This is a genomic window from Maribacter spongiae (assembly GCF_047345125.1).
GTDB lineage: Bacteria > Bacteroidota > Bacteroidia > Flavobacteriales > Flavobacteriaceae > Maribacter.
This window is the reverse complement of sequence record NZ_JBLFEQ010000005.1, coordinates 200,807-223,774: the sequence shown is the minus strand read 5'-3', so window position 1 is coordinate 223,774 and position 22,968 is coordinate 200,807. Positions and strand designations below refer to the sequence as shown.

Here is a 22,968-nt window from a genome sequence, read left to right as displayed (position 1 = left end):
CTATACTATCTCTTTCCGTAGTACTCGTAAAGGCGGACTCCTTAATATGGTTCGACTATTGGACAACCCTATACCTAATACCAATAATGTAATCGCTGGCATTACGATCAAAAATGGAATCCAAGAGGGAACAAACGGTACTTCAAAAACAAAACGGGCCAGTAATTGACTACCGATCAGAGCTAAAAAAACGCCTATGCCACTACCTAAAGCACCCAAATAGAGATACTCCAAAGCGATAATTTTTAGGATTTGTTCACTCTTGGCCCCAATGGTCCGCAACAGTACACTCTCTTTTATGCGTTGGTATTTGCTGTTCCTTACAGATCCTATGAGCACAATAATCCCGGTAATAATACTAAAGAAGGCCATAAAACCAATGACCCATGAAATCTTATCAAGTATCCCTTCAATAAGCAACAGTATTTGTCTTAGGTCTAAAATAGAAACATTGGGAAATTTTTGAACCAGTTCCTTTTGCAGGTTTGCCGATAGGGCCTTATTGGGAGCATTGGTCGCAAGTACATGAAATTGTGGCGCCTTTTCCAAAACCCCGGGTGGAAATACAATGGAAAAATTCAATTGCATCCTGCCCCAATCCACTTCTCGGATACTGCCCACCATGGTCTCCATGAGCATTCCCTGTACATTGAACAAGAGTGTATCCCCCACCACGACCTGGGCATCCCTTGCAACATTATCCGATAACGAAATGGGAATAGGCCTGTTTGGAAGCACTTCAGCGTTAAAATTACCATCCATCAACTTTTCAGAACTTATAAGCATATCCCTATAGGTAACTCTAAATTCATGACTCAAAATCCATTTGTTGATGCCAGAGGTAGAATCAAGCCTTATCTCATTTGCACTGCGGTCTTTTATTTTTTGAAGCCGCATGGTAATAATGGGCATGTTCTCCAATACCGGCAACCCTTTTACCCTTATGGCGTTAGCGATGGCTTCCTTTTGATCGGTCTGAACATCGAACATGATCATATTAGGGCTTTGGGTCTTGGATTCCAAGGTAGCTTTTGCCAATAAAAAGTCCTTTGTAAAGTATAACGTGCTTATTAAAAAAGTACCTATTCCTATGGCCAATATCAAAACTACGGTCTGGTTATTGGGACGAAAAAGATTCAATAAACTCTGTCTTGCGGTAAAACTCCAGGATTTTGGAAAGTATCTTTTCACTATTCGCATAAACCATAGTGCAATCCCCGATAAAACGGCAAAAGTAATCAGAATGCCCAAGACAAAACCCAGTGCAAATTTAAAATTGCCCAGCAACCAAAGTGCAAAAAGAAAAACAAAGAACAGTATGGATCCAAATACGGCCAATCTTACCGGTCTGGATTTGACATCCGTATTTTCCTGTACCCTGAGCACTTGTAAGGGGGAGACGTACCATGTGCTTATGAGCGGTGCCAACGCAAACAAGACCGACATGAAAACGCCCAATACAAGGCCTATTACAATAGTTTGATACGAGGTGGAAATTTGGACTTCGAAGGGTAAAAACCCCTGTAACATAAATGGGAAAGATCTTTGCAAGAGCAATCCTAAGATTGTTCCAATACCACCTCCGGTTAAACCCATACCTATAATTTGTATCAAAAAAATCACGAATGTCTGTTTTCGTGAAGCTCCAAGACATTTTAATATGGCAACGGCCCTTAACTTCTCCTTGATATAGATATGTACGGAGCTGGCAATGCCGACACAACCTAAGAGCAGGGCTATGAAAGCTACTAAATTTAAAAAGCGACCTATATTATCATACCTCCGGCCCAATTGTCGGCTTGTGTCCGTATGGGTGTCCATATCCGCATTTTCGACATCCAGAAGCGGGTCTACGAATTTATCCAAAGCTTCAAGATCTGCGTCTGGTGCCTTAAAATAATAATCATATTCCAACCTGCTTCCTCTTTGCAAAAGACCGCTAGGTTCCATAAACCGAAAGGGAACTATTACCGGGGGAGCAATTGATGAGCCTATACCTATGCTTCCGGGAGCTTTGATCAACGAACCGATTATTGGAAAAGTAACGGTCCCCAATTTTATGCTATCGCCAGGTTTTAAATTAAACTGTAACATTGCCGTGGCATCTACAAGTGCTCCACCCTTTTGGCGATACGTATGCGCAGCTTCCAAAGGTTCGGTCTCCAATTCTCCATAAAGGGGAAAATCGCCTTCCATTCCCCTGACCTGAACAAATTTTGTCGCCCCATTTTTGGAAAAAGCGGCCATGGAGTTAAATTTCACTTCCATAGCATCTGCACCACCAAGGGAATCAATAATACTCTGGACCTTTTTATTGGCAGGTTGGTTGCTATCTATCCGATAATCGGCACCCATTAAAACTTTGGACCGCAACCCTATATTTTCTTTTAAATTTTCGCCGAAAGATTGTATGGATACTACTGCCGCTATACCCAGAACAATGGAAGCCATGAACAAAAGGAGACGTTTGCCACTCGCCCTGCCATCTCTCCAAGCCATTTTCAACAACCATCTAAAGGATGCCCCGGAGGGTTGGACAAATTCGTTCACGATACGGGAGTGGATTCGTTAATCATCATTTTACCGCCTTTAAGCCTTAAAACATGTTTGCTCATTCCGGCCAGATCCAGGTCATGGGTTACAATGACCAAGGTTGTCCCCATTTCCTTGTTAAGATCAAATAATAATTTGATGACTTTTCCCCCGGTTTCCTCATCCAAATTACCAGTGGGTTCATCCGCGAACAAAATCTCGGGCTTATTGGAAAAAGCACGTGCCAAAGCCACTCGTTGCTGTTCCCCACCTGATAATTGCGATGGATAATGGTCATGTCTGTTCTCCAATCCTACCTTTGCCAAAAGTTCCATAGCGGAGACACTGGCATTGGATACGCCCTGTAACTCCATGGGGACACTAACATTTTCCAGAGCCGTAAGCGTTGGTAGCAATTGAAAGTCCTGAAAAATAAAACCTACTTTCCGATTTCTAAGTAATGCCCGTTGGTCCTCGTTCATTTTTCCCAGTTTCTTGCCACAAAGTTCAATGGTACCTTCATCTGATCGGTCCAATCCGGCACAAAGTCCCAAAAGTGTGGTCTTACCACTTCCCGAAGGACCAACAATGGCAAAGGTGTCACCAGACGGGATAGCAAAGGAAATATCATCCAGAACGGTCAAATTCTTAGAGCCACTAACGTAGGTTTTCCTTAGGTTCTGGACGTTTAATATCTTTGTCATAAATCATTAGCTACAAGCTAGCAAAATAAGTAAATGATTTTGATCTTTAGAAGAATAGGCTATGTACAAAGTATTAAAGTTTCGTTATTTTTTGATCGTTTTACTTTTTTTGGGCTGTAGTGATACCCCTAAAAAGAAAACATTGGAAAATGCATCAAGCAATGATGTATCTGCCAAAAAAACGGTTTCCAATAAAAAAACAATACTGTTCTTTGGAAATAGCCTTACCGCTGCTTATGGTTTGGAAATCGAGGAAGGTTTCCCCAATCTGATCCAACGTCGATTAGATTCTTTGGAGCTTGATTATACGGTTATCAATTCCGGATTAAGTGGTGAGACCACTTCCGGAGGACTCAACCGTCTAGACTGGGTCCTGAAGCAAGAAGTAGACATCTTTGTATTGGAATTGGGAGGCAATGATGGTCTTAGGGGAATCCCGTTATCCAGGACACAAAACAATTTGCAGGCCATAATCGATTTGGTCCGGAAGAAAAACCCAAAGACCAAAATCCTTTTGGCAGGAATGCAAATTCCGCCCAATATGGGGCCGGAATACACTATTGAATTTAGAAATATATTCCCCACATTGGCAAAAAAAAATGATATTCCCCTTATTCCTTTTCTATTGGAAGGTGTTGCCGGAATACCGGAACTTAATTTGGAGGACGGTATTCATCCTACGGCGGAAGGTCAAAAAATTGTGGCCAAAAATGTTTGGGAAGTACTGGAAACTATGGTAAATTAGAGAAAGCGGCCGATTAAACCAGTTTTATTTCCTTTTTCCTGAATTCGAAAGAAAGTGCCTTTTTTATCCTGGAATGTTTAAGGATATAGATTCCGGTCATTGTAGGGAACTGTCCGACGGCCGTTTTAGTTGGATGAATGGTCTTGACCGCAACGGGCATGTTTATAATCTTTACCTTCTCCTGAAGCTTGTTCTTTTGAGCCTGTGCGAGAGTTCCCATACAAATAACAAGTAATAAAAAAATAATAGAGCGCATTTTAGTAGGTTGTTTGGTGAATAGATAACTCACCGTTTACAGATTTAAGATTTTCAAATCGACAAAAGGATTGTTTTTATCGACAAACAACCAAAAATTCGATGAACGGTCAAAAATCTCTTAAAAATTCCTACAAAACAAATTGTCTTTAATCGATAAAATAATACACTTAATCTGGTTTATATGTTTTTTCCTACAAAATTATTTAAATACTATTTGAATCGCATTGTCATCCTTCTTTTTTAGAATGTAACTTCACCCCTAAATAATCTAATGTGATTCAAGGTAGGACACCTTTTGAGTTTATACCATACATATCTTCCACATAAAATAATATTATTCCTAACGCCTTGAACAACGATCGCAATAAAGGAATCCTATCGTGAAAGATTTCCCATTATCCATCTTTTTGTTATTAAGAAAATCGTCCCGGTTAAAAATCAATGCCATATACTTTTAGAAGGTAACCCGTGGAATTCATATCAATTTGAATGGATACTCTTAAATCTGATTTCTACAGATGGAACTCATATTTAAGTTGGTAAAATTATTAAGCCATTTTGGCCTTGTTCCTTTTGGTAGTGAAGGAAAGGGCCTTCTTTACCCTGGCGTTCTTGAACTTGTACAACCTGGCAACCTCGGCCTTGGTCTCCGTATCCAGTTCGTAAGCGGTCTCGGTAACGATGGTCATCCCAATAGTCTCGACCTTGACTTCGGCAGTGGTGGACTGTGCCTGTGCGGCGATCCCGATGAAGATGGTGAAGATGATGGTGGCTATTGTTTTCATGACTTGCGTTTGTTACACTATTATAACTTGCGCAAGCGTATTTCAAGGGGTCGTGGATCGGTGAAGGGCACCCGATTCTCGTTATCGGGCAAAAGCTCGGATTAAGTGTAAAATCCACTCGATTAACGGCACCCCGCCCAAAAACACCTTACCGGAAAAATGAGGTCGTTTAACGGTAAATTAGCCAGGGATTTTCAATAAGATATCGGGGTCGGGGCAATTTTTAAGATAAAAATCAAAGGTTTCGTTTGAACATACCCCGGGATAATCCCCAAAATTGCTCTCCATATCCCTGATAATTTGAAAATGCAAATGAGACGCATAATTTACATTAATGCTTGGAGCACCCAATCTCGCCAATGTGGATCCGGCCTTGAATTTCTTTCCGATATATAATTCATCGAGCGATTCAACGGACAAATGTCCGTAAAGTGTATGGAAAGTATATGATTCTAATCGGTGTTCAAGAACGATCGTAGGGCCATAATCTCCCAGGGTCGTATTATTTTTGTAACTATGCACCACCCCGTCCATAGGGGTAATTACTTTGGTTCCGGCCTCGCACCAAAAATCCATTCCCAGATGAATATTTCTTGGAGAAGTTTTATCCGAAAAATTGTGCTTATTCACATACAGGTTTCTTTTTTCGAGATATCCGCCATAAGCGACCCTCCCTTTTTCAGCCATTAAAACAGTATCAATGTAAGCTTGGCAGTCAGCGGGGTCCGCTATATTCCTTTCCTTTATTTCTGGATTGGAAACCGATAGATCAATAGGCACATACGCATTTATCGGAATAGCATTATCCAAAATCGGAACGGGGTATTCAGACACGGTCCTTAACTTTTCATCAAACCCATACATGGTTCAAAAATAAGCTATCAATCCATTTCCTTAACATTTTTTAACCCTTGATCATGTAAGTACTTCGTAAATTGCCTACAAAGATGAAAAGAAACCAGATATGAGACTATTGAGGATTACAATATGGGCCATGGCCGTTTTAATGACATCCAGTTGCCAGTCCAATGCCAAAAAGAAAACGGTTTTGGATCATCCCGAAATAAAAACGGAAGAAGTACAAGAAATTAAACTCAGTCTACAAGAACTTAGCAAATATGAGACCGCATATTTTGCCAGTGGCTGTTTTTGGTGTGTTGAAGCTATTTTTGAAAGTGTAAAAGGAGTTAAGGAAGTTATTTCCGGTTATTCCGGGGGGAAAGAGAAAAACCCTACTTATGAAATGGTGGGTTACGGTAAGACCACGCATGCGGAGGCCGTTGAAGTATATTATGATCCAAAGGAGATTTCCTTTATAGAACTGGTCCAGGTATTCTTTGGCTCCCATGATCCCACAACGCTAAATCGTCAGGGACCGGATCGCGGTACCCAATATAGGTCGATCGCTTTTTATAAGGATGATAAGGAAAAAAAGATCATTGAAAGCTACATTCAGGCATTAAAGGATCAGGATGTTTATAACGGTGCCCCTATTGTTACGGAAATTGTCGCATTTACCGAATTTTATAAGGCCGAAGCATACCATCAAGATTACGAAAAAAGAAACCCCAATAATTCTTATATAAGAAATGTATCCATTCCAAGGTTAAATAGATTTAAACAAAATTTTAAGAAATATTTAAAGAATGACGAACATTAGGTTTGGTGTAAATTAGGTATATTCAGGCGCCCAAAATGGGCGCTTTTTTTGTACTCAAACTATTAAACTACATTTAGCCATTTCTTTATGAGAAAAAAATCGATTACTCTATTACTTTCAATTTTTGCTTTTAGCTTCTTTTTAAGCTGCAAACAGGAACCCAAAGACGATACCCCGTGGGTTTCTTTATTTGATGGAAAAACATTGAACGGTTGGGAACAATTGGGCGGAAAGGCCATTTATACCGTACGGGACAACTCCATCGTGGGATCTACCGTACATAATACGCCCAATTCCTTTATGACCTCTGAAAAGATGTACGGGGACTTTATCCTAGAACTGGATTATAAAGTAGATCCGTCCATGAATTCAGGTATCCAAATACGTAGTAACAGTTTTCCATACTACCTTAACGGTCGTTTTCACGGCTATCAAATTGAAATAGACCCCTCTGAACGTGCCTGGAGCGCAGGGATTTATGATGAAGCCAGAAGAGGGTGGCTAAATCCGCTCAAAAACAACCCTACGGCACAAAAAGCTTTTAAGCAAAACGATTGGAACCACTATCGTATTGAAGCTATCGGGGATACCATTAAAACCTGGATCAATAGTGTTCCCGCAGCACACCTTATAGATGACAGAACGGCTTCTGGATTTATTGGCCTGCAGGTACACAGCATAGGAAAGCAACAACAAGAAGGCACGGAAATCATCTGGAAAAACATCAAAATCCTTACGGACGATTTGTCCAAGTATTCCAAAACTACGCCCGTTAAGCCCATAATTACCAAAAATGGTCTAGGGGCCGATGAAATTAAAAACGGATGGAAAATGCTTTGGGATGGCCAAACGACCAATGGTTGGCGAGGTGCCAGACTGGACGATTTTCCACCAAGCGGATGGGAAATAAAAGACGGTGTGCTTACCGTTTTGGCTTCCGAAGGAGGTGAATCTGAAGCAGGTGGCGATATTGTTACCAAAGAAACATACGGTGACTTTGAACTAAAGTTGGATTTTATGATTACCGAAGGTGCCAACAGTGGTATCAAATATTATGTAGATACAGACTTGAACAAGGGTCCCGGTTCATCCATTGGGTTGGAATATCAGATCTTGGACGATGCCCGCCACCCGGATGCCAAATTGGGAAATCATGAAGGGAGCAGAACGGCAACATCCTTATATGACTTGATCATGGCCAATCCCGATAAACCCATGCTCCCTCCCGGGGAATGGAATACCGCCCATATTATTTCCAAGAACAACCATGTGGAACACCGGCTCAATGGGATGAAGGTATTGGAATACGAGCGTAAAAGTCCTGAGTACAGGAAATTGGTCTCTGAAAGCAAATATGAAAAATGGCCCAATTTCGGGGAAGCGGATAGCGGACATATCTTATTGCAGGAACATGGAGACAGGGTATCCTTTAAAAACATTAAAATCAAAATCGATTAATCAATGACCACAAGACGCAACTTCATAAAAAAAACAACCGCAAGTACGGCCGCCATCACTTTAGGGGCTTCGGTTTTACCTAAACTATCCTATGCCAATATAATGGGGGCCAATGATCATATCAATTGTGCCGTTATTGGTATCCGAAGCAGGGCAAAGGCCCATATTATGGCCATCCATAATGATACCAATGCAAAAATCCTATACAATTGCGACGTGGACGATGTAATCCTGGAAGAACACAACCAATGGTGCCAGGAGAAAATTGGCTATATCCCTAAGATAGAAAAGGATTTTAGAAAAATTCTGGAAGATAAGGATGTAGATGCCGTTTTTATCGCAACTCCGGAACACTGGCACGCGCCCATGGCCATATTGGCCATGCAGGCGGGCAAACATGTTTATGTAGAAAAACCGTGTAGCCATAATGCGCATGAAAACGACCTGCTGGTCGCCGCCCAAAAGAAATACGGTAAAAAAGTACAAATGGGCAACCAACAGCGTTCCGCGCAAACCTCTATAAATGCCGTAAATGATATCAGGAACGGTATCATAGGCAATGTTTATAAAGGTGAGGCCTATTATTCGGCCAATAGAGGTTCTATAGGAAAAGGAAAAACCATAGACGTTCCCAAAACCTTGGATTGGGAATTATGGCAGGGACCGGCTCCCCGAGAGGAATATCGGGATAACGTCCACCCCTATAATTGGCATTGGTTCCGCAATTGGGGAACCGGAGAAGTTCACAATAACGGCACCCATGAAATAGATATCTGCAGATGGGCCCTTGGGGTAGATTTGCCCGAAAGCGTCACTTCCTTCGGTGGCAAATATACCTATGATGACGATTGGCAGTTTGTGGACAACCAGCAAGTAACCTATACTTTTGCCGAGGACAAGTTCATTACATGGACCGGGCATAGCCGAGGAATACTAAAACCCAAAAGACCGGGAAGAGGCGCCACCATTTACGGGAGCAAAGGTTCAATAATGTTGGACCGTAACTTTTATCAACTCTACGACCTTCAGGGAAACCTCCTTAAGGAAGAAGTGGAAGGTACCCAAAGTGCCACCACGAATACAAGAGGCGGAGGAGGTTTGGACGTAAACCATGTGGGCAACTTTTTTGAGGCCATACGAAAAGATACAACCCTGCATTCCGACATTAAAGATGCCAGTATATCTACCATGTTATGTCATTTGGGCAATATGGCCCAGGATGCCGGGGAAACCTTACAAGTAGATTCCCAAACGGGAAAGGTCTTAAATAACGACAAGGCCATGCAATCCTGGAAACGGGAATATGCCAAGGGTTGGGAGCCAAAACTATAGTTAAATTAATTACCGCATACCCATTTAAACTTTTTCAATCAGCCGAAAAGTTTAAATGGGTTTTTTGTATTTTATTGTTATGCGCAAATTTGAAAAATGAGAGTGAATTTTTATATCATAATTTTAGTTCAACTGTTTAGTCTTCAATTGTTTTCTCAGGAAATCGTAATGAACGGAATCATCGTTGATGCCGATAGTGAACAACCTATTGAATTTGTAAATATTGGAATATTGGATAAAAACCAAGGGACAATAACCAATCCGAGAGGAGAATTCAATTTGATCGTTCCTAAACAGTTTGAAACGGATAGTCTAACGATTAGCCATATAAACTATTATTCAGTCAGGGTCTTAGCAAAAAACTTCTCGAATCGCACAATTGTTTTGAGACCTAAAACTACTGAACTGCCTGAGGTGGTGATTTTAAATAAAAAAAGAAAAACTAAGAAAATAGGAGTTAAATCTTATAGCAAGATTTTATCAATGCGAGTAATCTCAAAAAACAATGATATTATTGAGGCCGCACAACGAATTAATGTCCCGAACGGAGAAATTAAAGTTAAAGCAGTAAATTTTGCCTTAAGAAAATGGTCCAAAGTAGACGGAGTTAAAGTTAGAATTAACTTTTATGAAAACATAGACAATACACCTCATAGAAAAATAGTGCTTAAAAACATTATTACTGAAATACCTACTCAAGCGGATTCGGATTGGATACATATCGACTTGAATAAAAAGGATATTTACATTTCACAGGACTTCTTTATAGGAATTGAATTCATACCAAATTTTGAAAATCCGACGATAGTGGACTTAGGTGGAATTTTGACAAAGGGAAAAGGGTATAGAAGAGAAAACAGTTTAGGCAGTTGGTCAAAACTAAATGGAGCTGCATCTATTAACGTTGAAATGGAATACTGAAAAAAGACTACACATAATAAAGGTGTTTATAAAAGATAGCTAGTTCGGTCCCATCCTTAAGGTTAACGATATTTTTATGAATTTAGTGATGTCCTAAAAAGGGATAGGCTATAACAAACAGCCGAAAAGATGAAATTCAAGAGTAAAAAAGACATATTGTTCAGCATAATAATCATCGGAATAAACACATTCCTGTTTGGAATTGCCATTCTGGGAATTATACGTGGAGAAATGGAAAAGGGCGAATATTGGACTTTGATTCTAATTTTAAGTGTTATCGGGCTTCTCTTTTGGCTATTTTTTGGAACTGATTATGAATTGTCCAAAGAAAGCGGACTGATTTACAGAAGCGGACCTTTTAATGGAAAAATCAGCGTTGACCGCATAACCGAAATTATTAAAGGAAAAACACTTTGGATTGGATTTAGACCGGCAACATCAAGAAAAGGACTGATCGTAAAATATGACAAATACAATGAGATTTACATAAGCCCGAAAACGAATGAAACCTTTATCGCAAAAATACTGGAACTGAATAGTGAAATAAAAATAACGGAATAAAAAAACAAACCTCTTTAAGTCGATTTAAAGAAATCGTTTTTATCATAAGGGTTGCGTAGATATATTCGGGACATCGATCTAGAAGAAATAATCACTGTACTACAACATCACTATACTGGGCATTGATCATAATAGACCGCTTATTGTCATTTCGTAAATGAAAACCTCTATGGATAACGGTATTGCCGTTTTTGGTCTGGCTTAATTTAAGGTTTGCCGGAGTACTCAATTTGGAAGATGTGCCTTTTACATAAATCGTTGTAGCGGAAGAGGGCAATGGAAACTCCAACTCCGCATTCTTTAACGATATATCCACTTCTTCAAAATCCTTGTCTATACCCACAATTCGCAGTGGCCCAAAATCGTTTTTTATATATGCATTTTTCACCAACTTATCTATGGTAACATCCGAGGAGGTTGCCTGCAATCGTAAATTCAAAACCTCCGCCAAGGAAATGCTTTTGGAATAATTGGCCTTTAACAGACCGTTGTTCCACTTTTGTACTATTAAGGGGGAATATGAGGCCAAGACATTGGTTTCGTTCCCATCTATTACCGTACCCCAAAGGCTTGAATGCGACAAAGTCGCATTCAAGTTCCTGGTGTCTTCCGCCAGCTTGACCTCCCCATGGCGTACGTTCATTTTAATACGCGTAGATTTTGGCATCTTTATTTTAATCGTCTTTTTTATTTTAAAGTTCTTGTGCTCCCCGTCGGAAGAAAAATAAAAGACATTAGGAGCATCATCCCGGTCATCCCTATCCAGTACAATAACCCTTGCCCTTTCCCTAGCTGCTTTTCTAACTTTATGGGCTTCCTTTATTTTTTCACGTTGTTCAATCCTTTTCGCTTCCCTGTTTGCAGCCAACGCTTCTCGTTTTTCTATTATCTTCATTCTCTTATGCTCGCGTTCTTCCATGCGATTTTCCATTTCTTTTGCACGTTTTTCCATTTTTTCGGCCCATTCCTCTAATTTTTTTTGGTGTTTTTTATTAAAATTTTTCTCAAAATTCTTTTGCCACTTTTTCATGTATTTTTCACCGTCCTTTTTATATTCCCCATAATCAAATTGGAATCCCTCCATTAAAGGCATTACCGGCATTTCCATTATCTCGGGAAAAGGTGCTATTTCCGGTATTTCCACAACAAAAGGGGCCACTTCGGGGATTTCTATATGGAGGTCGTCAAAATCAAAGTCGAAATCCTGATTTCCGAAAAATCCGATTTTGTGTGACCGGGAGGTAACCGCTATTTTTTTACTGTTTCCCAGAATTTTAATAGGTTCGTTTTCAAAATAATCCCCCGCCTCTTTCTTGGTAGCCCCTTCCAACTCAATGATTGTCAAAATCTCGACAACACCCTTGTCCCAGGTTTCAAATTCGATATCGGCATAACTGGTATTGATATCCAATACGGCATCTGCCCCAACGTTAAAGCTCTCTTTAAAAGTTTTGCTCTGTTTTTGGGCATGGATACCCGAGCTGATGGTGAAAAACCCCAGAACAATGATGAGTTGTCTAGATACTGTTTGCTGTAATCTGTTCATTTTTTGATAATTTTAATTCGTCCAACTTCTTTTTTAATTTTTGTAATAATTGCAATCGCAATTGTAGATTCTGTATTAATGCGGATATGGTCTGGTCATTGGGTCCCAATTCTATAAGCTCGGTATTCAAATTCCTATATTCCTGATTTAATTCTGATAAACGCTCCATGAAACTATCTACCAAATCCTTATTTTCCGAGGATACTTCCAATTTGGAAAGTGCTATGTTTATATTGGCCACATAGTAGTTTTCCACTTTTTTCAAATCCGGGGAAAGGTCTCCAAAAGAAAATTCCCCACGCTTCTTGTTATCATCCCTGTCAACAACCGGTATAGGCATGTTATCATTATGCTTATAATATGCTCTATAACCTATGATACCGGCACTGACCAATACCAAAACAGAAACTGCGATCTTGAATATCCAAAATGGATTTCTGGCCGTTTTTGGCAACTCCCTGTCCAATCTTTTCAAAAAACGTGTTTCGTGTCCGCTCTTAAGGTTGTATTTCCGCTCACGTTCTTTTTTGAACAATGCTCTAAGATCCTGTCCCATATCGTTTTATTTTAAGCAACTCTTTCAACCGGCCCTTTCCCCTTAACAATCGTGTTCTACAGGTGATCTCCGTCAAATTGAGGACCGATGCTATTTCCTTATGATCATACCCCTCCACTAAATACATTAGGACCACATATTTGTATTTCTCGGATAATTGGTCTATGGCCTGTTTTACTTCATCCACGCTTATCTTCTCATTTATCGTCCAGTCATCATCCGCTACAGGAACTATATAGTTTTCTTCCAATGTTATCAAATGCCCTTTTTTTGTTTTTAAATGATCAATACTCTTATTGATCACTATTCTCTTTAACCAGGCACCAAAAGTAACATCACCCTTAAACTGATGTATTTTTTGAAAGGCCTTTATGAACGCCTCTTGCAAAACATCCTCGGCATCGTCAGCATTTTCTACAAATCGCATGGCAACGGTGTACATACCATCACAATATTGACGATATAATTTTAGTTGGGCCCTTCGGTCATTTGCCTTGCACCTTTCTACCACATCAATTTGAAACATTGCCGATCTATAGTTGGTTTTAGTTGTTGTTATATTAAGGACGAAAGAAAAAAAAGGATGTTGCAAAAAACTCTATTTTTACAGCTATTTTAGAATTCTCCGGTGAAACAAGTTACAATATCCAACGAATTTATTACGCTGATCGTCCTTGATTATGGAGCTATTATCCAAAAACTAATGGTAAAGGGGAAGGATGGCAAATATACCAATGTCGTCGTCGGCTACAACCATCCTAGCCGGTACCGCTTGGACGATAATTATCTGGGTGCCTGTATCGGCAGATATGCGGGCCGTATTTCCAAAAATAGTTTTGAACTGGATCGGGAAAAGTTTTTTCTACACCAAGAGGACGGGGTTCACCTTCATGGCGGCAAAGAAGGTTTTCATCAAAAATATTGGACTATTGAAGAAGTAAGCTATACGGATGACCCCATGGTGAAACTTTCATGTAAAAGTAAACATCTGGAAGCAGGGTATCCGGGGAATTTAACCGTTAACGTTACCTATAAGCTGGTCAACAACGCACTACAAATTATCCATGAGGCCGTAACAGATAGAAGTACGGTGGTAAACCTTACCAATCATTCTTATTTCAAATTGGATGACGCCCCTTATATTGATGCATATGAACTGCAATTGAATTGTCCGTATATTTTGGAAATGGACGAGCATCTACTACCAACGGGCAACATAATCCCCGTTCGCGGCAAGGATTATGATTTTTTGCTTCCACGCGATATTGGCATAAAGCGTTTGGATACCGATTTTATTAAAGATCTGGGTAGTGAAATGGTCGTGGAAGCCCATTCCAAAAAATCAGGTATCTCAATGAAAATCTATACGAACCAGCCTTTGGTCAGCGTCTATACCCCATTGGATTTTCCGGGTATTTGTTTTAAAGTACAGAACTATCCGGATGCACCCAACCAAACCGATTTCCCGAACAGCGTACTACGGCCGGGCGAAACTTATAATAATATTGCCATCTTTAAGTTTGATTTAGTATCTTAGAAATCCGAACTCATTTAAACTTTTCTGAAATGAGTTCTCCAGATAGGCAGTTATAAAAATGGTACAATGAGATTTATAAAACGATTAATTGCTACTTTATTGATCCTCATGGGATTGTTCTATTTTGTTGGACTGCCATACCTACAGAAGCAGACTAAAAAACACAGTCCGGAAAAAACGGCGACCTACAATTACGACGGTGCAGAACTTTCGGTACATTATTCCGGCCCGTTTAAAAAGAATCGAACTATTTTTGGAGCGTTGGTCCCTTATGGAAAGGTATGGCGTACCGGAGCCAACGAACCTACCACCTTTACCACCTCGGAAACTATCAAAATAATAGATAAGGATTTACCGGCGGGCACCTATTCCTTATGGACAATCCCGAATAAGGAAAGCTGGAAGGTAATTTTTAATACGGAAATTCCCGATTGGGGCGTCACCCTATTGAGCGGTGGAAAAGAGACCACCAGAGACTCGAATAAGGACATTGTGCAAGTAGAAGTACCTGTAAAAAGAATGAACAAGGAGGTGGAGCAATTTACCATTGCCTTTGAAAATAACGAACAAATTTATCTTAGCCTTTTTTGGGATACCTCTAAAATAAATATCCCTTTACATAAATAACATCCATTTAAAGGATCATTATTTGAGTTCCGATAACACAGAACGATTCAAGAAACCCCTGCCTAAAGTAAATGATCTGGTCCATGGTATATTGACCAACGACCTGACTATTTTGAGCAAGGCCATTACCTTGATAGAGAGTACAAAACCCGAACATCAAAAAATTGCAAATGCCGTTATAGAAAAGTGTTTGGGCAAAAAGACAGAAACATTAAGAATAGGCATTACCGGGGTACCGGGCGTGGGCAAAAGCACATTCATTGAACGTTTTGGAAAAATGCTCACAAAAAAGGGCAAAAAAGTAGCCGTGCTTACGGTAGACCCGACAAGCAGCAAAAGCAAAGGCAGTATTTTAGGGGACAAGACCCGTATGCAGGAACTCATATCAGATCCCAACGCTTTTATTAGGCCCTCCCCTTCCGGGGATTCCCTTGGAGGTGTCGCCCGAAAAACAAGGGAGAGTATCGTTCTTTTGGAAACTGCAGGTTATAATGTTATTATCATAGAAACGGTCGGCGTAGGACAAAGCGAAACCGCCGTTCATGATATGGTCGATTTTTTCCTGCTCCTAAAGCTGGCCGGTGCGGGTGACGAGCTTCAGGGTATTAAAAGAGGGATTATGGAAATGGCGGACGCCATAGCCATTAACAAGGCGGATGGCGATAATATAAAACAGGCTAAACAGGCAGAAACGGAGTTCAAAAGGGCCTTACACTTGTTTCCACCAAAGGATAACGGATGGGTTCCTCAGGTAATACGTTGTTCCGCTATTAAAAATAGAGGGTTGGAGATTATTTGGGCAATGATGGAAAACCATTTTGCCCAAACGAAATCATCCGGTCATTTTAATGATAACCGCCGGCAACAAAATAAAAGTTGGCTGTTACAGTATATGGAACATATCCTAAAAATGGATTTTACCAAAAATTCAAAAGTAAGCAAGCTGTTGCCCGTTTTAACCAACGAGGTCATGGATGGAAAAATATCTCCCTTTAGGGCGGCGGAAGATATTATGTTGGCCTATAAAAGTTCTTGAGACTCATTGTGACTTCCATAGGAAATCATCTTAGGGATAAAAAACATAACTTTGCGGCTAATCCAAAAACCATCTAATGGAGCCCGTTACAACATCGCTTCTTTCCGTAGTCGTTCCCTTGTATAATGAAGAGGAAAACGTAGTTCTTTTAACCTCTAAAATTCACGAAAGCCTAGCCGGGTATAATTATCAAATTATTTACATAGACGATTTTTCCAGGGATAATACCAAAAAGGTCGTAAAGCAAATGAAGGACGAAAAAGTACACCTCATTGCGTTAAAAAAGAACTATGGACAAAGTTTGGCCCTGGCCGCAGGAATAGATTATGCAGAAGGCGAGTATATAATTACCATGGACGGGGACTTACAAAACGATCCGAGCGATATTCCAGAAATGCTGTCGTATGCCGCAAACGGGGAATTTGACCTGATAACGGGGATTCGGCAAAAAAGAAAGGACTCCCTTGTTAAAAAAATTCCTTCTAAAATCGCCAATTTTTTAGTACGAAGAGTAACCAAATTGGATATTAAGGATAACGGTTGCGCCCTAAAGGTCTTTACTCGGGATATTGCCAAAGACCTTAATCTTTATGGGGAAATGCACAGGTTCATTACGCTTTTGGCGCATTTGGAGGGTGCCCAAATAAAACAGGTCCCGGTAAAGCACCATGCCAGGCATGCGGGGGTTTCCAAATATGGCCTGGAGCGTGTTTTTAAAGTAGTGGCGGATATGATGCTACTGCTCTTCATCAGAAAATATTTTCAAAGGCCCATCCACCTTTTCGGTATATTCGGTTTTTTGATGATATTATTGGGCGTACTCGTAAACCTATATCTATTGGTCGTAAAACTTGGTTTTGGCGAAGATATTGGATCACGCCCCCTGCTCATGTTCGGAATGATGTTTATTTTGGCGGGCATTCAATTGTTTACCATTGGTATTGTCATGGAATTGTTGATTCGCACCTATTACGAATCCCAAAAAAAGAGACCTTATCGTATTAAAAAAATAAGTATAGGTGACAAATCTGCGTAAGACAGGTACTACCCTGTTCAAAGTTCTGTTGAGTGCCATACTGATTTACTTCATCGTTATCAAAATAGATATTGACGAGATAGGTGAAATCCTTAAAAAAAGTAACCTCTTTTATATTTTTACGGGAGCCGTTTTTTTCTTGCTGTCCAAAATTATTGCAGCCTTTAGATTGAATTTATATTTTCATCAACTGCGAGTTTTCCTGACCGAAAAAAGCAATCTAAAACTATATTTTTTGGGCATGTTCTACAATCTCTTTTTACCGGGAGGTATAGGAGGGGATGCCTATAAGGGGTATCTCATAAAAAAACAATTTAACATACCTACCAAAAAGGTGGTAAGCGTGCTGCTTTTGGACAGGTTAAGCGGGTTACTGTTACTTTTCCTATATGCATGTTCATTGTTAATACTTTTGGATCATGAAACCATCAATGCGTACAAGATACTTTTTTCCCTTGCAATTCCCTCTTCAGCACTTATCTTCTGGTTGTTCAACAGACAATTTTTCAATTATACACTTCCCGTTTTTTGGAAATCCCTAGCTTATTCCGCAGGGGTACAACTGGCACAATTGTGCTGTGTTTACCTTATTATATTGGGATTGGGCATAGGAACCGATCATATTGCCTATCTGGTTATTTTTCTGGTTTCCTCCATAGTTTCGGTAATACCGCTCACCTTGGGGGGCATCGGCAGCCGGGAAGTTACTTTTTTTTATGGCGCATCATTGCTTGGCCTGAACGAAAACCTTTCTATTGGAATCAGTGTTATCTTCTTTTTGATTACAGCGTTACTATCATTTATAGGTATTGTTTATCACGTAAAAAAAATAAACCTGGCGGTAATTCAAAAATCATAAGTATTGGAACCTATATGTTCCCGGAATAGATCTAAAACAAATGCACCAAATGCATCTTGTTCAGCACCTTGCTCCTTTTGTTCGGGTTCAAGAACTTTCCCTGCAACCTTGTAATCCGAAACTGTTTTACGGAAAACTGTTGGTCCCATTCCATTCCAGATACCCTAAGGTCTTCCAATTCCCTATCGTTCACATATAGCCAAACGTTCTTCTTTTGTTTGAGTTTTTGGAGATCCGTAATCTGAACCGGATGTTGATTATAAAAATCCAACGCCCATGTGTGATTCTTGGATATTTTGTAAATAGCATTAACGGGAACTTTGTTCTCCTTAACAATTTCCGACATGGAAGAGCCTCCTTGATATTCCAATAAATTGGGGTAAAAATGGAGGTTGAGTACCATATTCAAAAGAACGGAGGCACATATTGAAATAGTAATCGTCCGAATATACCTCCCTTCCTGTTTCATTGTAAAATAAACAACGATCAATGCAGAGATTCCTAAAACCACATAGCAAAAAACATTTGAAATCTTAAAAACATAAAAACAGATAAGCGATGATGCAATAAAGACCAGCCCTAAAATAAAATACTGACAGGCCATCAAGAATTTAATCGTCTTTTTTTTATTGAACCTGTACAGATCGTACATATGGGAAGCCGTTAATACCGAGAACAAGGGAATGGTAACGTTCAGGTAATGTGGAAGTTTAAACTGTGCAAAACTTATAATTATAAAGATAAGTACAATCCCGCCAATGGTCAGGAACTCATATTTAGGGTTATGATCGAACCTCAGTTTTATAAAAGTTTTCACCCTGCACCAAAATGACGTCAATCCTATTATGGTCCAAGGTATAAAAACCCATAAAAAAGTATGGAAAAAGAAGAAATAGTCACTACTGTTCTTGCCAACCCCTTCTCCGCTCAATCGTTCAAAACTTTGTTCCCAAAAAATAAAGAAGAGACCACTTCTATTCGCCTTTCCCCGAATGACTTTCTCCGGATGCAGATCAAATTGATGGTAATAGGCGTAGAGCATGGGAACAATGGTAAGGGCAAATACCAATAATGCGATCAATACCCTCCAATTATAAAATGCTTTCCATTTTCTCATATATGAGATATGGCACAATAAGGGCAAGCCAATAACCAGCAGCGCTATCTGGCCTTTTGTAGAAAAGGCCATTCCCGCACCAAAGGCCCCCCAAATAATGGAGCTTAAATTTCCTTTTTGGATATAATGGGCCAATTGCCAAATGGAAAAAATGGAAAATCCGGTCAAAACGGCATCCGTACGTACATCAATTGCCCCAAGAACTATGGTCTGTGCCGTCATAAATACCAAAGCTGCCAATTTACCGGTATGATTATTATAGAGCAGCTTGCCCAGACCATAACAACTATAAGCACCCAATAATGTTGCTAAAATCCCCGGAATACGATAGGCCCAGTCATAAATACCGAATGTTTTATAGGAAAGGGCCGCCAACCAATAATGCATATGGGGCTTATCCAGATACTCTTCAGGACCTTTAAACAAACTTAAAAAGTCATTTTCCTGCACCATTCGCATGGCCATGACCGCAAATTGTGCAGAATCGTTCTCAAATAATGTAGCGAACATCCCGGCTACATATACCATAACGATCAAGAATAGTAAAAACCAATACCTTAGGTTGGATATCATAGAAGAAATTTCCGACTTGCAAATATAAATAACTTTGCAAACACCCACCCGAACAATGAGCCGATAACCGCTCCCGTAATAATGTCCAATGGAAAATGCACTCCGATATAAACCCTGCTATAGGCAATGAATGCCGCCCAAATGAAAAGAAAGATTCCAAAGTTTTTGAATCGTGATCTTAAAACAATTCCAAAAAAAGCAGCTATGGCAAAGGAATTGGATGCATGGGCCGAAAAATAACCATATTTACCGCCACAATAACTTTTTACCAAACGCATAAATGGCGATACGTCCGGATCATGGCACGGTCTTAACCGGGCAACCCCATATTTAAAAAAGTTGCTCAACTGATCGGAAACCGTTATTAAAAGTACCACCGCCACTACCAACAGGACCGTATTCTTAAGACCCAACTGTTTATAGGACAAGATCAAAAGAAGCAGGTATAAGGGAATAGAGGTTAATTTACTATGGGTAACAAACTGCCAAAAATTATCCCAAGAGGCGTTTCCCAAACCGTTCAGGTAGAGAAAAAGTTCTTTATCCAGTTCTAATAGGGTCTCTAGCATGGACATTAATCTTCATAACGGGAAACTTCCCTATCATAAAAAGCGGTAGCCGCTTTAATCAAATTCTCTGCTTCGCTCTCCAATTCCTTTTCATCTTCCTTAGAAAATTCTTCCAACCATTCTACGGCATCATTTTCTAGATTGATGATAAACCTTGGATATTCCGTGTGAACTATAAAAATTGCCGAGGGATAATCGGTATTATCACCTAATAAGAATTTAGGAAGGTCCATTATTTGTTTTTTATTGTGAGTTTTGGTTATATAGAAAATCAAAAGGAAGGTTTTATAGCCTTTTAAACCCCTTTAAGGGGATGTTCCTTTTGAATTATTTAAAATAAGCTTTTTTGTCAAAAAATTAAATCGAAGATACAACATAATGGCCGATGCCGTTAGTCCTGTCAATAATCCCAACCAAATACCCATGCTCTTTAAACCGGTATGCAGACCGGTATAATACGAAATGGGAAAACCAATGCCCCAATACGCAATGAACGTAATGAGTGTTGGCACCTTAACATCCTGTAAACCTCTCAATGCTCCTAAAACAACGACCTGGATACCGTCCGATATTTGAAAAAAAGCGGCCACTAAAAGCAATTCGGCGGCCAACATCAATACTTCTGTATTATCGGTCAGGTTAAGCGTATCGTTCAAATCTAAATACAGGGTAGGAAACCAATTTCTGCCGATCAGAAAAAGTATGGCAAATAAAATTTCCAATAAAAACGTAAGAAAAAAAATAGATTGGGCGATCCGGCGCAATTCGTTGAAATTCTTTAATCCCTTTTGGTTTCCCACACGGATCATAGCGGCAACCCCTAGCCCTATTCCAAACATAAAGGTCATACTGCTTAAATTCAATGCGATTTGATTTGCCGCTTGCGGATTTTTACCCAGTACCCCGCTCAACCATATAGCGGCGGTAAAAATGGCCACTTCAAAAAACATCTGTAAGGCGGAAGGAAACCCCAAGGCTATTATTTTACGGATAACCTTATTTTCAATTTGGCGAAAATTAAACCCAACGACATAATCATGGGTCTTTTTCCTGCGCTTAAGTAAAACCCAGATATAGGCCACCATGATCACCCGTGAAATCAATGTACCGATGGCAGCTCCTACGATCCCCAATTTTGGAAATCCCATAAGCCCGAAAATCAATACATAATTCAGGATAATATTAACCACGTTGGCGATGACCGTGGCATACATCGGGTAACGTGTTTGGGAGAGTCCTTCGGAGAATTGTTTGAACGCTTGAAAAATGATCAAGGGAACCAATGAAAAAGCAACAAGGTCCAAATAGGGCATAGCGAGTACTACCACTTCTTCCGGTTGTTTCATCATATACATTAGGGGTTTGGCCAAAAGAATAATCCCGAACAATGATAAACCTAATATAGTGCAGAGTACCAAACCGTGTTTTAAGGCCCTTTTTGCATCCGTTTTGTTTCCTGCACCGTCCGCTTCGGCCACCAATGGGGTTATCGCCGTGGAAAAACCTATTCCCAGGGACATGGCTATAAAAACAAAACTATTGCCCAGGGATACTGCCGCCAATTCTGCCGTCCCCAATTGCCCAACCATAACATTATCCGCAAATTGGACAAAAGTATGGCCCAACATACCGAGAATCACCGGAACGGACAACTTTATATTATACGAAAATTCTTTGGTGTAATTTTGAAACAAGATGAGGTTTTTGAGCTTCAAAGATACCTCAAAAAGAGGTTTTTTTAAAGGTTAGGATATGCAGTAACATATCTATAGGTCAATCCAATTGTTTGGCCTTGTTCCAATATTTATCCATCTCGTCTAAGCTCATATCTTTTAATAATTTCCCCTTTTCGACCGCTTTGGCCTCTAAATATTGAAATCTTTGGGAGAATTTCTTATTGGTCCTTTCCAGGGCATTTTCAGGGTCGACGTTCAGAAACCGGGCATAATTGATCATGGAAAAGAGTACATCCCCAAATTCCGATTCAATCTTGTCCGGATTTTTATTTTTGACCTCCTGTTGCAGTTCGGACAGTTCTTCCTTTACCTTTTCAAAAACCTGTTGGGGCTCTTCCCAATCAAAACCTACTCCGGCTACTTTATCCTGGATCCGGTTTGCTTTCACCAAGGCCGGAAGGCTTTTAGGAACCCCTTCCAAAACACTTTTCTTCCCCTCTTTAAGTTTGATCTGTTCCCAATTTTGTTTTACCTCTTCCTCATCCGCAACGGAAACATTACCATAGATATGCGGGTGCCTATTAATCAATTTGTCACATATCCCATTGGCAACATCCGCTATATCAAAAGCACTGCTTTCGGAACCTATTTTTGCATAGAATACAATATGCAACAATAGATCTCCCAATTCCTTTCTCACCTCTTCCAGATCATCCTCTAAAATAGCATCTCCCAACTCATATGTTTCCTCAATGGTAAGGTGCCGCAATGTCTTCATGGTCTGTTTTTTGTCCCATGGACATTGTTCCCGCAATTCTTCCATTATGGTAAGCAATCTATCCAATGCTTTAAGTTGGTCCGCTCTGGTGTTCATGATTCA

At 40.0% G+C, this 22,968-nt stretch carries 24 protein-coding genes; 11 read left to right on the top strand and 13 right to left on the bottom strand.

What is annotated here, in order from left to right; genetic code table 11:
* Both ACKWB9_RS09155 and ACKWB9_RS09150 read right to left on the bottom strand, forming a co-directional pair.
* On the bottom strand, positions 1-2,499 hold the full coding sequence (locus ACKWB9_RS09155; protein ID WP_414002777.1) for an ABC transporter permease: 2,499 nt from the start codon (positions 2,497-2,499) through the stop codon (positions 1-3).
* 47 nt (positions 2,500-2,546) lie between these two features.
* Positions 2,547-3,236 (bottom strand): ABC transporter ATP-binding protein, encoded by a 690-nt coding sequence (locus ACKWB9_RS09150; RefSeq protein WP_414002715.1) that lies wholly within the window; start codon positions 3,234-3,236, stop codon positions 2,547-2,549.
* Positions 3,237-3,297: 61 nt separating this feature from the next.
* Here ACKWB9_RS09150 and ACKWB9_RS09145 point away from each other — a divergent pair, with 61 nt between their 5' ends.
* Positions 3,298-3,981, top strand: a complete 684-nt coding sequence (locus tag ACKWB9_RS09145; RefSeq protein ID WP_414002714.1) for an arylesterase — start codon at positions 3,298-3,300, stop codon at positions 3,979-3,981.
* Between the two features lie 13 nt (positions 3,982-3,994).
* Here the strand turns inward: ACKWB9_RS09145 and ACKWB9_RS09140 are convergent, their stop codons facing one another.
* The 3 genes from ACKWB9_RS09140 to ACKWB9_RS09130 form a co-directional block, all read right to left on the bottom strand.
* Entirely contained in the window at positions 3,995-4,237 is a 243-nt protein-coding gene (locus ACKWB9_RS09140; protein WP_414002713.1) for a hypothetical protein, read from the bottom strand.
* 550 nt (positions 4,238-4,787) lie between these two features.
* Positions 4,788-5,024: a hypothetical protein gene (locus tag ACKWB9_RS09135; RefSeq protein WP_414002712.1), complete on the bottom strand. Its 237-nt coding sequence runs from the start codon at positions 5,022-5,024 to the stop codon at positions 4,788-4,790.
* Positions 5,025-5,204: 180 nt separating this feature from the next.
* The gene (locus ACKWB9_RS09130) at positions 5,205-5,858 is read right to left on the bottom strand and encodes a peptidoglycan DD-metalloendopeptidase family protein (protein ID WP_414002711.1); all 654 of its coding nucleotides are present in this window, start codon (positions 5,856-5,858) and stop codon (positions 5,205-5,207) included.
* A 130-nt stretch (positions 5,859-5,988) separates the two neighbouring features.
* Between ACKWB9_RS09130 and msrA the strand changes: the two genes are divergently transcribed.
* The 5 genes from msrA to ACKWB9_RS09105 all read left to right on the top strand — a co-directional run bounded on the left by msrA (position 5,989) and on the right by ACKWB9_RS09105 (position 10,956).
* The gene (gene msrA / locus ACKWB9_RS09125) at positions 5,989-6,684 is read left to right on the top strand and encodes a peptide-methionine (S)-S-oxide reductase MsrA (protein WP_414002710.1); all 696 of its coding nucleotides are present in this window, start codon (positions 5,989-5,991) and stop codon (positions 6,682-6,684) included.
* 87 nt (positions 6,685-6,771) lie between these two features.
* Positions 6,772-8,142: a 3-keto-disaccharide hydrolase gene (locus tag ACKWB9_RS09120; protein WP_414002709.1), complete on the top strand. Its 1,371-nt coding sequence runs from the start codon at positions 6,772-6,774 to the stop codon at positions 8,140-8,142.
* A 3-nt stretch (positions 8,143-8,145) separates the two neighbouring features.
* On the top strand, positions 8,146-9,474 hold the full coding sequence (locus ACKWB9_RS09115) for a Gfo/Idh/MocA family protein (protein ID WP_414002708.1): 1,329 nt from the start codon (positions 8,146-8,148) through the stop codon (positions 9,472-9,474).
* A gap of 168 nt (positions 9,475-9,642) precedes the next feature.
* Complete coding sequence (locus ACKWB9_RS09110; protein WP_414002707.1) at positions 9,643-10,395, top strand: carboxypeptidase-like regulatory domain-containing protein; 753 nt, start codon at positions 9,643-9,645, stop codon at positions 10,393-10,395.
* Positions 10,396-10,524: 129 nt separating this feature from the next.
* Positions 10,525-10,956 (top strand): PH domain-containing protein, encoded by a 432-nt coding sequence (locus ACKWB9_RS09105; protein ID WP_414002706.1) that lies wholly within the window; start codon positions 10,525-10,527, stop codon positions 10,954-10,956.
* A gap of 91 nt (positions 10,957-11,047) precedes the next feature.
* Here the strand turns inward: ACKWB9_RS09105 and ACKWB9_RS09100 are convergent, their stop codons facing one another.
* The 3 genes from ACKWB9_RS09100 to ACKWB9_RS09090 are packed head-to-tail and all read right to left on the bottom strand — an operon-like array spanning position 11,048 to position 13,584.
* A complete protein-coding gene (locus ACKWB9_RS09100; protein WP_414002705.1) occupies positions 11,048-12,502 on the bottom strand; it encodes a hypothetical protein in 1,455 nt (484 codons plus the stop codon).
* Positions 12,474-13,058: a hypothetical protein gene (locus ACKWB9_RS09095; protein WP_414002704.1), complete on the bottom strand. Its 585-nt coding sequence runs from the start codon at positions 13,056-13,058 to the stop codon at positions 12,474-12,476. Before ACKWB9_RS09095 ends, ACKWB9_RS09100 begins: the two co-directional genes overlap by 29 nt.
* The gene (locus tag ACKWB9_RS09090; protein ID WP_414002703.1) at positions 13,042-13,584 is read right to left on the bottom strand and encodes an RNA polymerase sigma factor; all 543 of its coding nucleotides are present in this window, start codon (positions 13,582-13,584) and stop codon (positions 13,042-13,044) included. Before ACKWB9_RS09090 ends, ACKWB9_RS09095 begins: the two co-directional genes overlap by 17 nt.
* Before the next feature lie 102 nt (positions 13,585-13,686).
* Between ACKWB9_RS09090 and ACKWB9_RS09085 the strand changes: the two genes are divergently transcribed.
* From ACKWB9_RS09085 to ACKWB9_RS09065, 5 genes are all read left to right on the top strand, one after another.
* The gene (locus ACKWB9_RS09085) at positions 13,687-14,595 is read left to right on the top strand and encodes an aldose epimerase family protein (RefSeq protein WP_414002702.1); all 909 of its coding nucleotides are present in this window, start codon (positions 13,687-13,689) and stop codon (positions 14,593-14,595) included.
* Positions 14,596-14,661: 66 nt separating this feature from the next.
* Complete coding sequence (locus tag ACKWB9_RS09080; RefSeq protein ID WP_414002701.1) at positions 14,662-15,222, top strand: DUF2911 domain-containing protein; 561 nt, start codon at positions 14,662-14,664, stop codon at positions 15,220-15,222.
* Between the two features lie 22 nt (positions 15,223-15,244).
* Entirely contained in the window at positions 15,245-16,258 is a 1,014-nt protein-coding gene (gene meaB / locus ACKWB9_RS09075; protein ID WP_414002700.1) for a methylmalonyl Co-A mutase-associated GTPase MeaB, read from the top strand.
* A gap of 76 nt (positions 16,259-16,334) precedes the next feature.
* Complete coding sequence (locus ACKWB9_RS09070) at positions 16,335-17,294, top strand: glycosyltransferase family 2 protein (protein WP_414002699.1); 960 nt, start codon at positions 16,335-16,337, stop codon at positions 17,292-17,294.
* Positions 17,278-18,153: a lysylphosphatidylglycerol synthase transmembrane domain-containing protein gene (locus tag ACKWB9_RS09065; protein ID WP_414002698.1), complete on the top strand. Its 876-nt coding sequence runs from the start codon at positions 17,278-17,280 to the stop codon at positions 18,151-18,153. Before ACKWB9_RS09070 ends, ACKWB9_RS09065 begins: the two co-directional genes overlap by 17 nt.
* A gap of 31 nt (positions 18,154-18,184) precedes the next feature.
* On the opposite strand, the gene ACKWB9_RS09060 is transcribed toward ACKWB9_RS09065, so the two are convergent.
* The 5 genes from ACKWB9_RS09060 to mazG all read right to left on the bottom strand — a co-directional run bounded on the left by ACKWB9_RS09060 (position 18,185) and on the right by mazG (position 22,962).
* Positions 18,185-19,843: an ArnT family glycosyltransferase gene (locus tag ACKWB9_RS09060; RefSeq protein WP_414002697.1), complete on the bottom strand. Its 1,659-nt coding sequence runs from the start codon at positions 19,841-19,843 to the stop codon at positions 18,185-18,187.
* Positions 19,840-20,412 (bottom strand): phosphatase PAP2 family protein, encoded by a 573-nt coding sequence (locus ACKWB9_RS09055; protein ID WP_414002696.1) that lies wholly within the window; start codon positions 20,410-20,412, stop codon positions 19,840-19,842. The genes ACKWB9_RS09060 and ACKWB9_RS09055 overlap by 4 nt, the downstream gene beginning before the upstream one ends.
* Before the next feature lie 5 nt (positions 20,413-20,417).
* Positions 20,418-20,645 carry a hypothetical protein gene (locus ACKWB9_RS09050; RefSeq protein WP_414002695.1) on the bottom strand — a complete coding sequence of 76 codons (228 nt, stop codon included), beginning with the start codon at positions 20,643-20,645 and terminating at the stop codon, positions 20,418-20,420.
* Between the two features lie 72 nt (positions 20,646-20,717).
* Entirely contained in the window at positions 20,718-22,106 is a 1,389-nt protein-coding gene (locus ACKWB9_RS09045; protein ID WP_414002694.1) for an MATE family efflux transporter, read from the bottom strand.
* Between the two features lie 79 nt (positions 22,107-22,185).
* The gene (mazG, locus tag ACKWB9_RS09040) at positions 22,186-22,962 is read right to left on the bottom strand and encodes a nucleoside triphosphate pyrophosphohydrolase (RefSeq protein ID WP_414002693.1); all 777 of its coding nucleotides are present in this window, start codon (positions 22,960-22,962) and stop codon (positions 22,186-22,188) included.
* Positions 22,963-22,968: the final 6 nt, after the last annotated feature.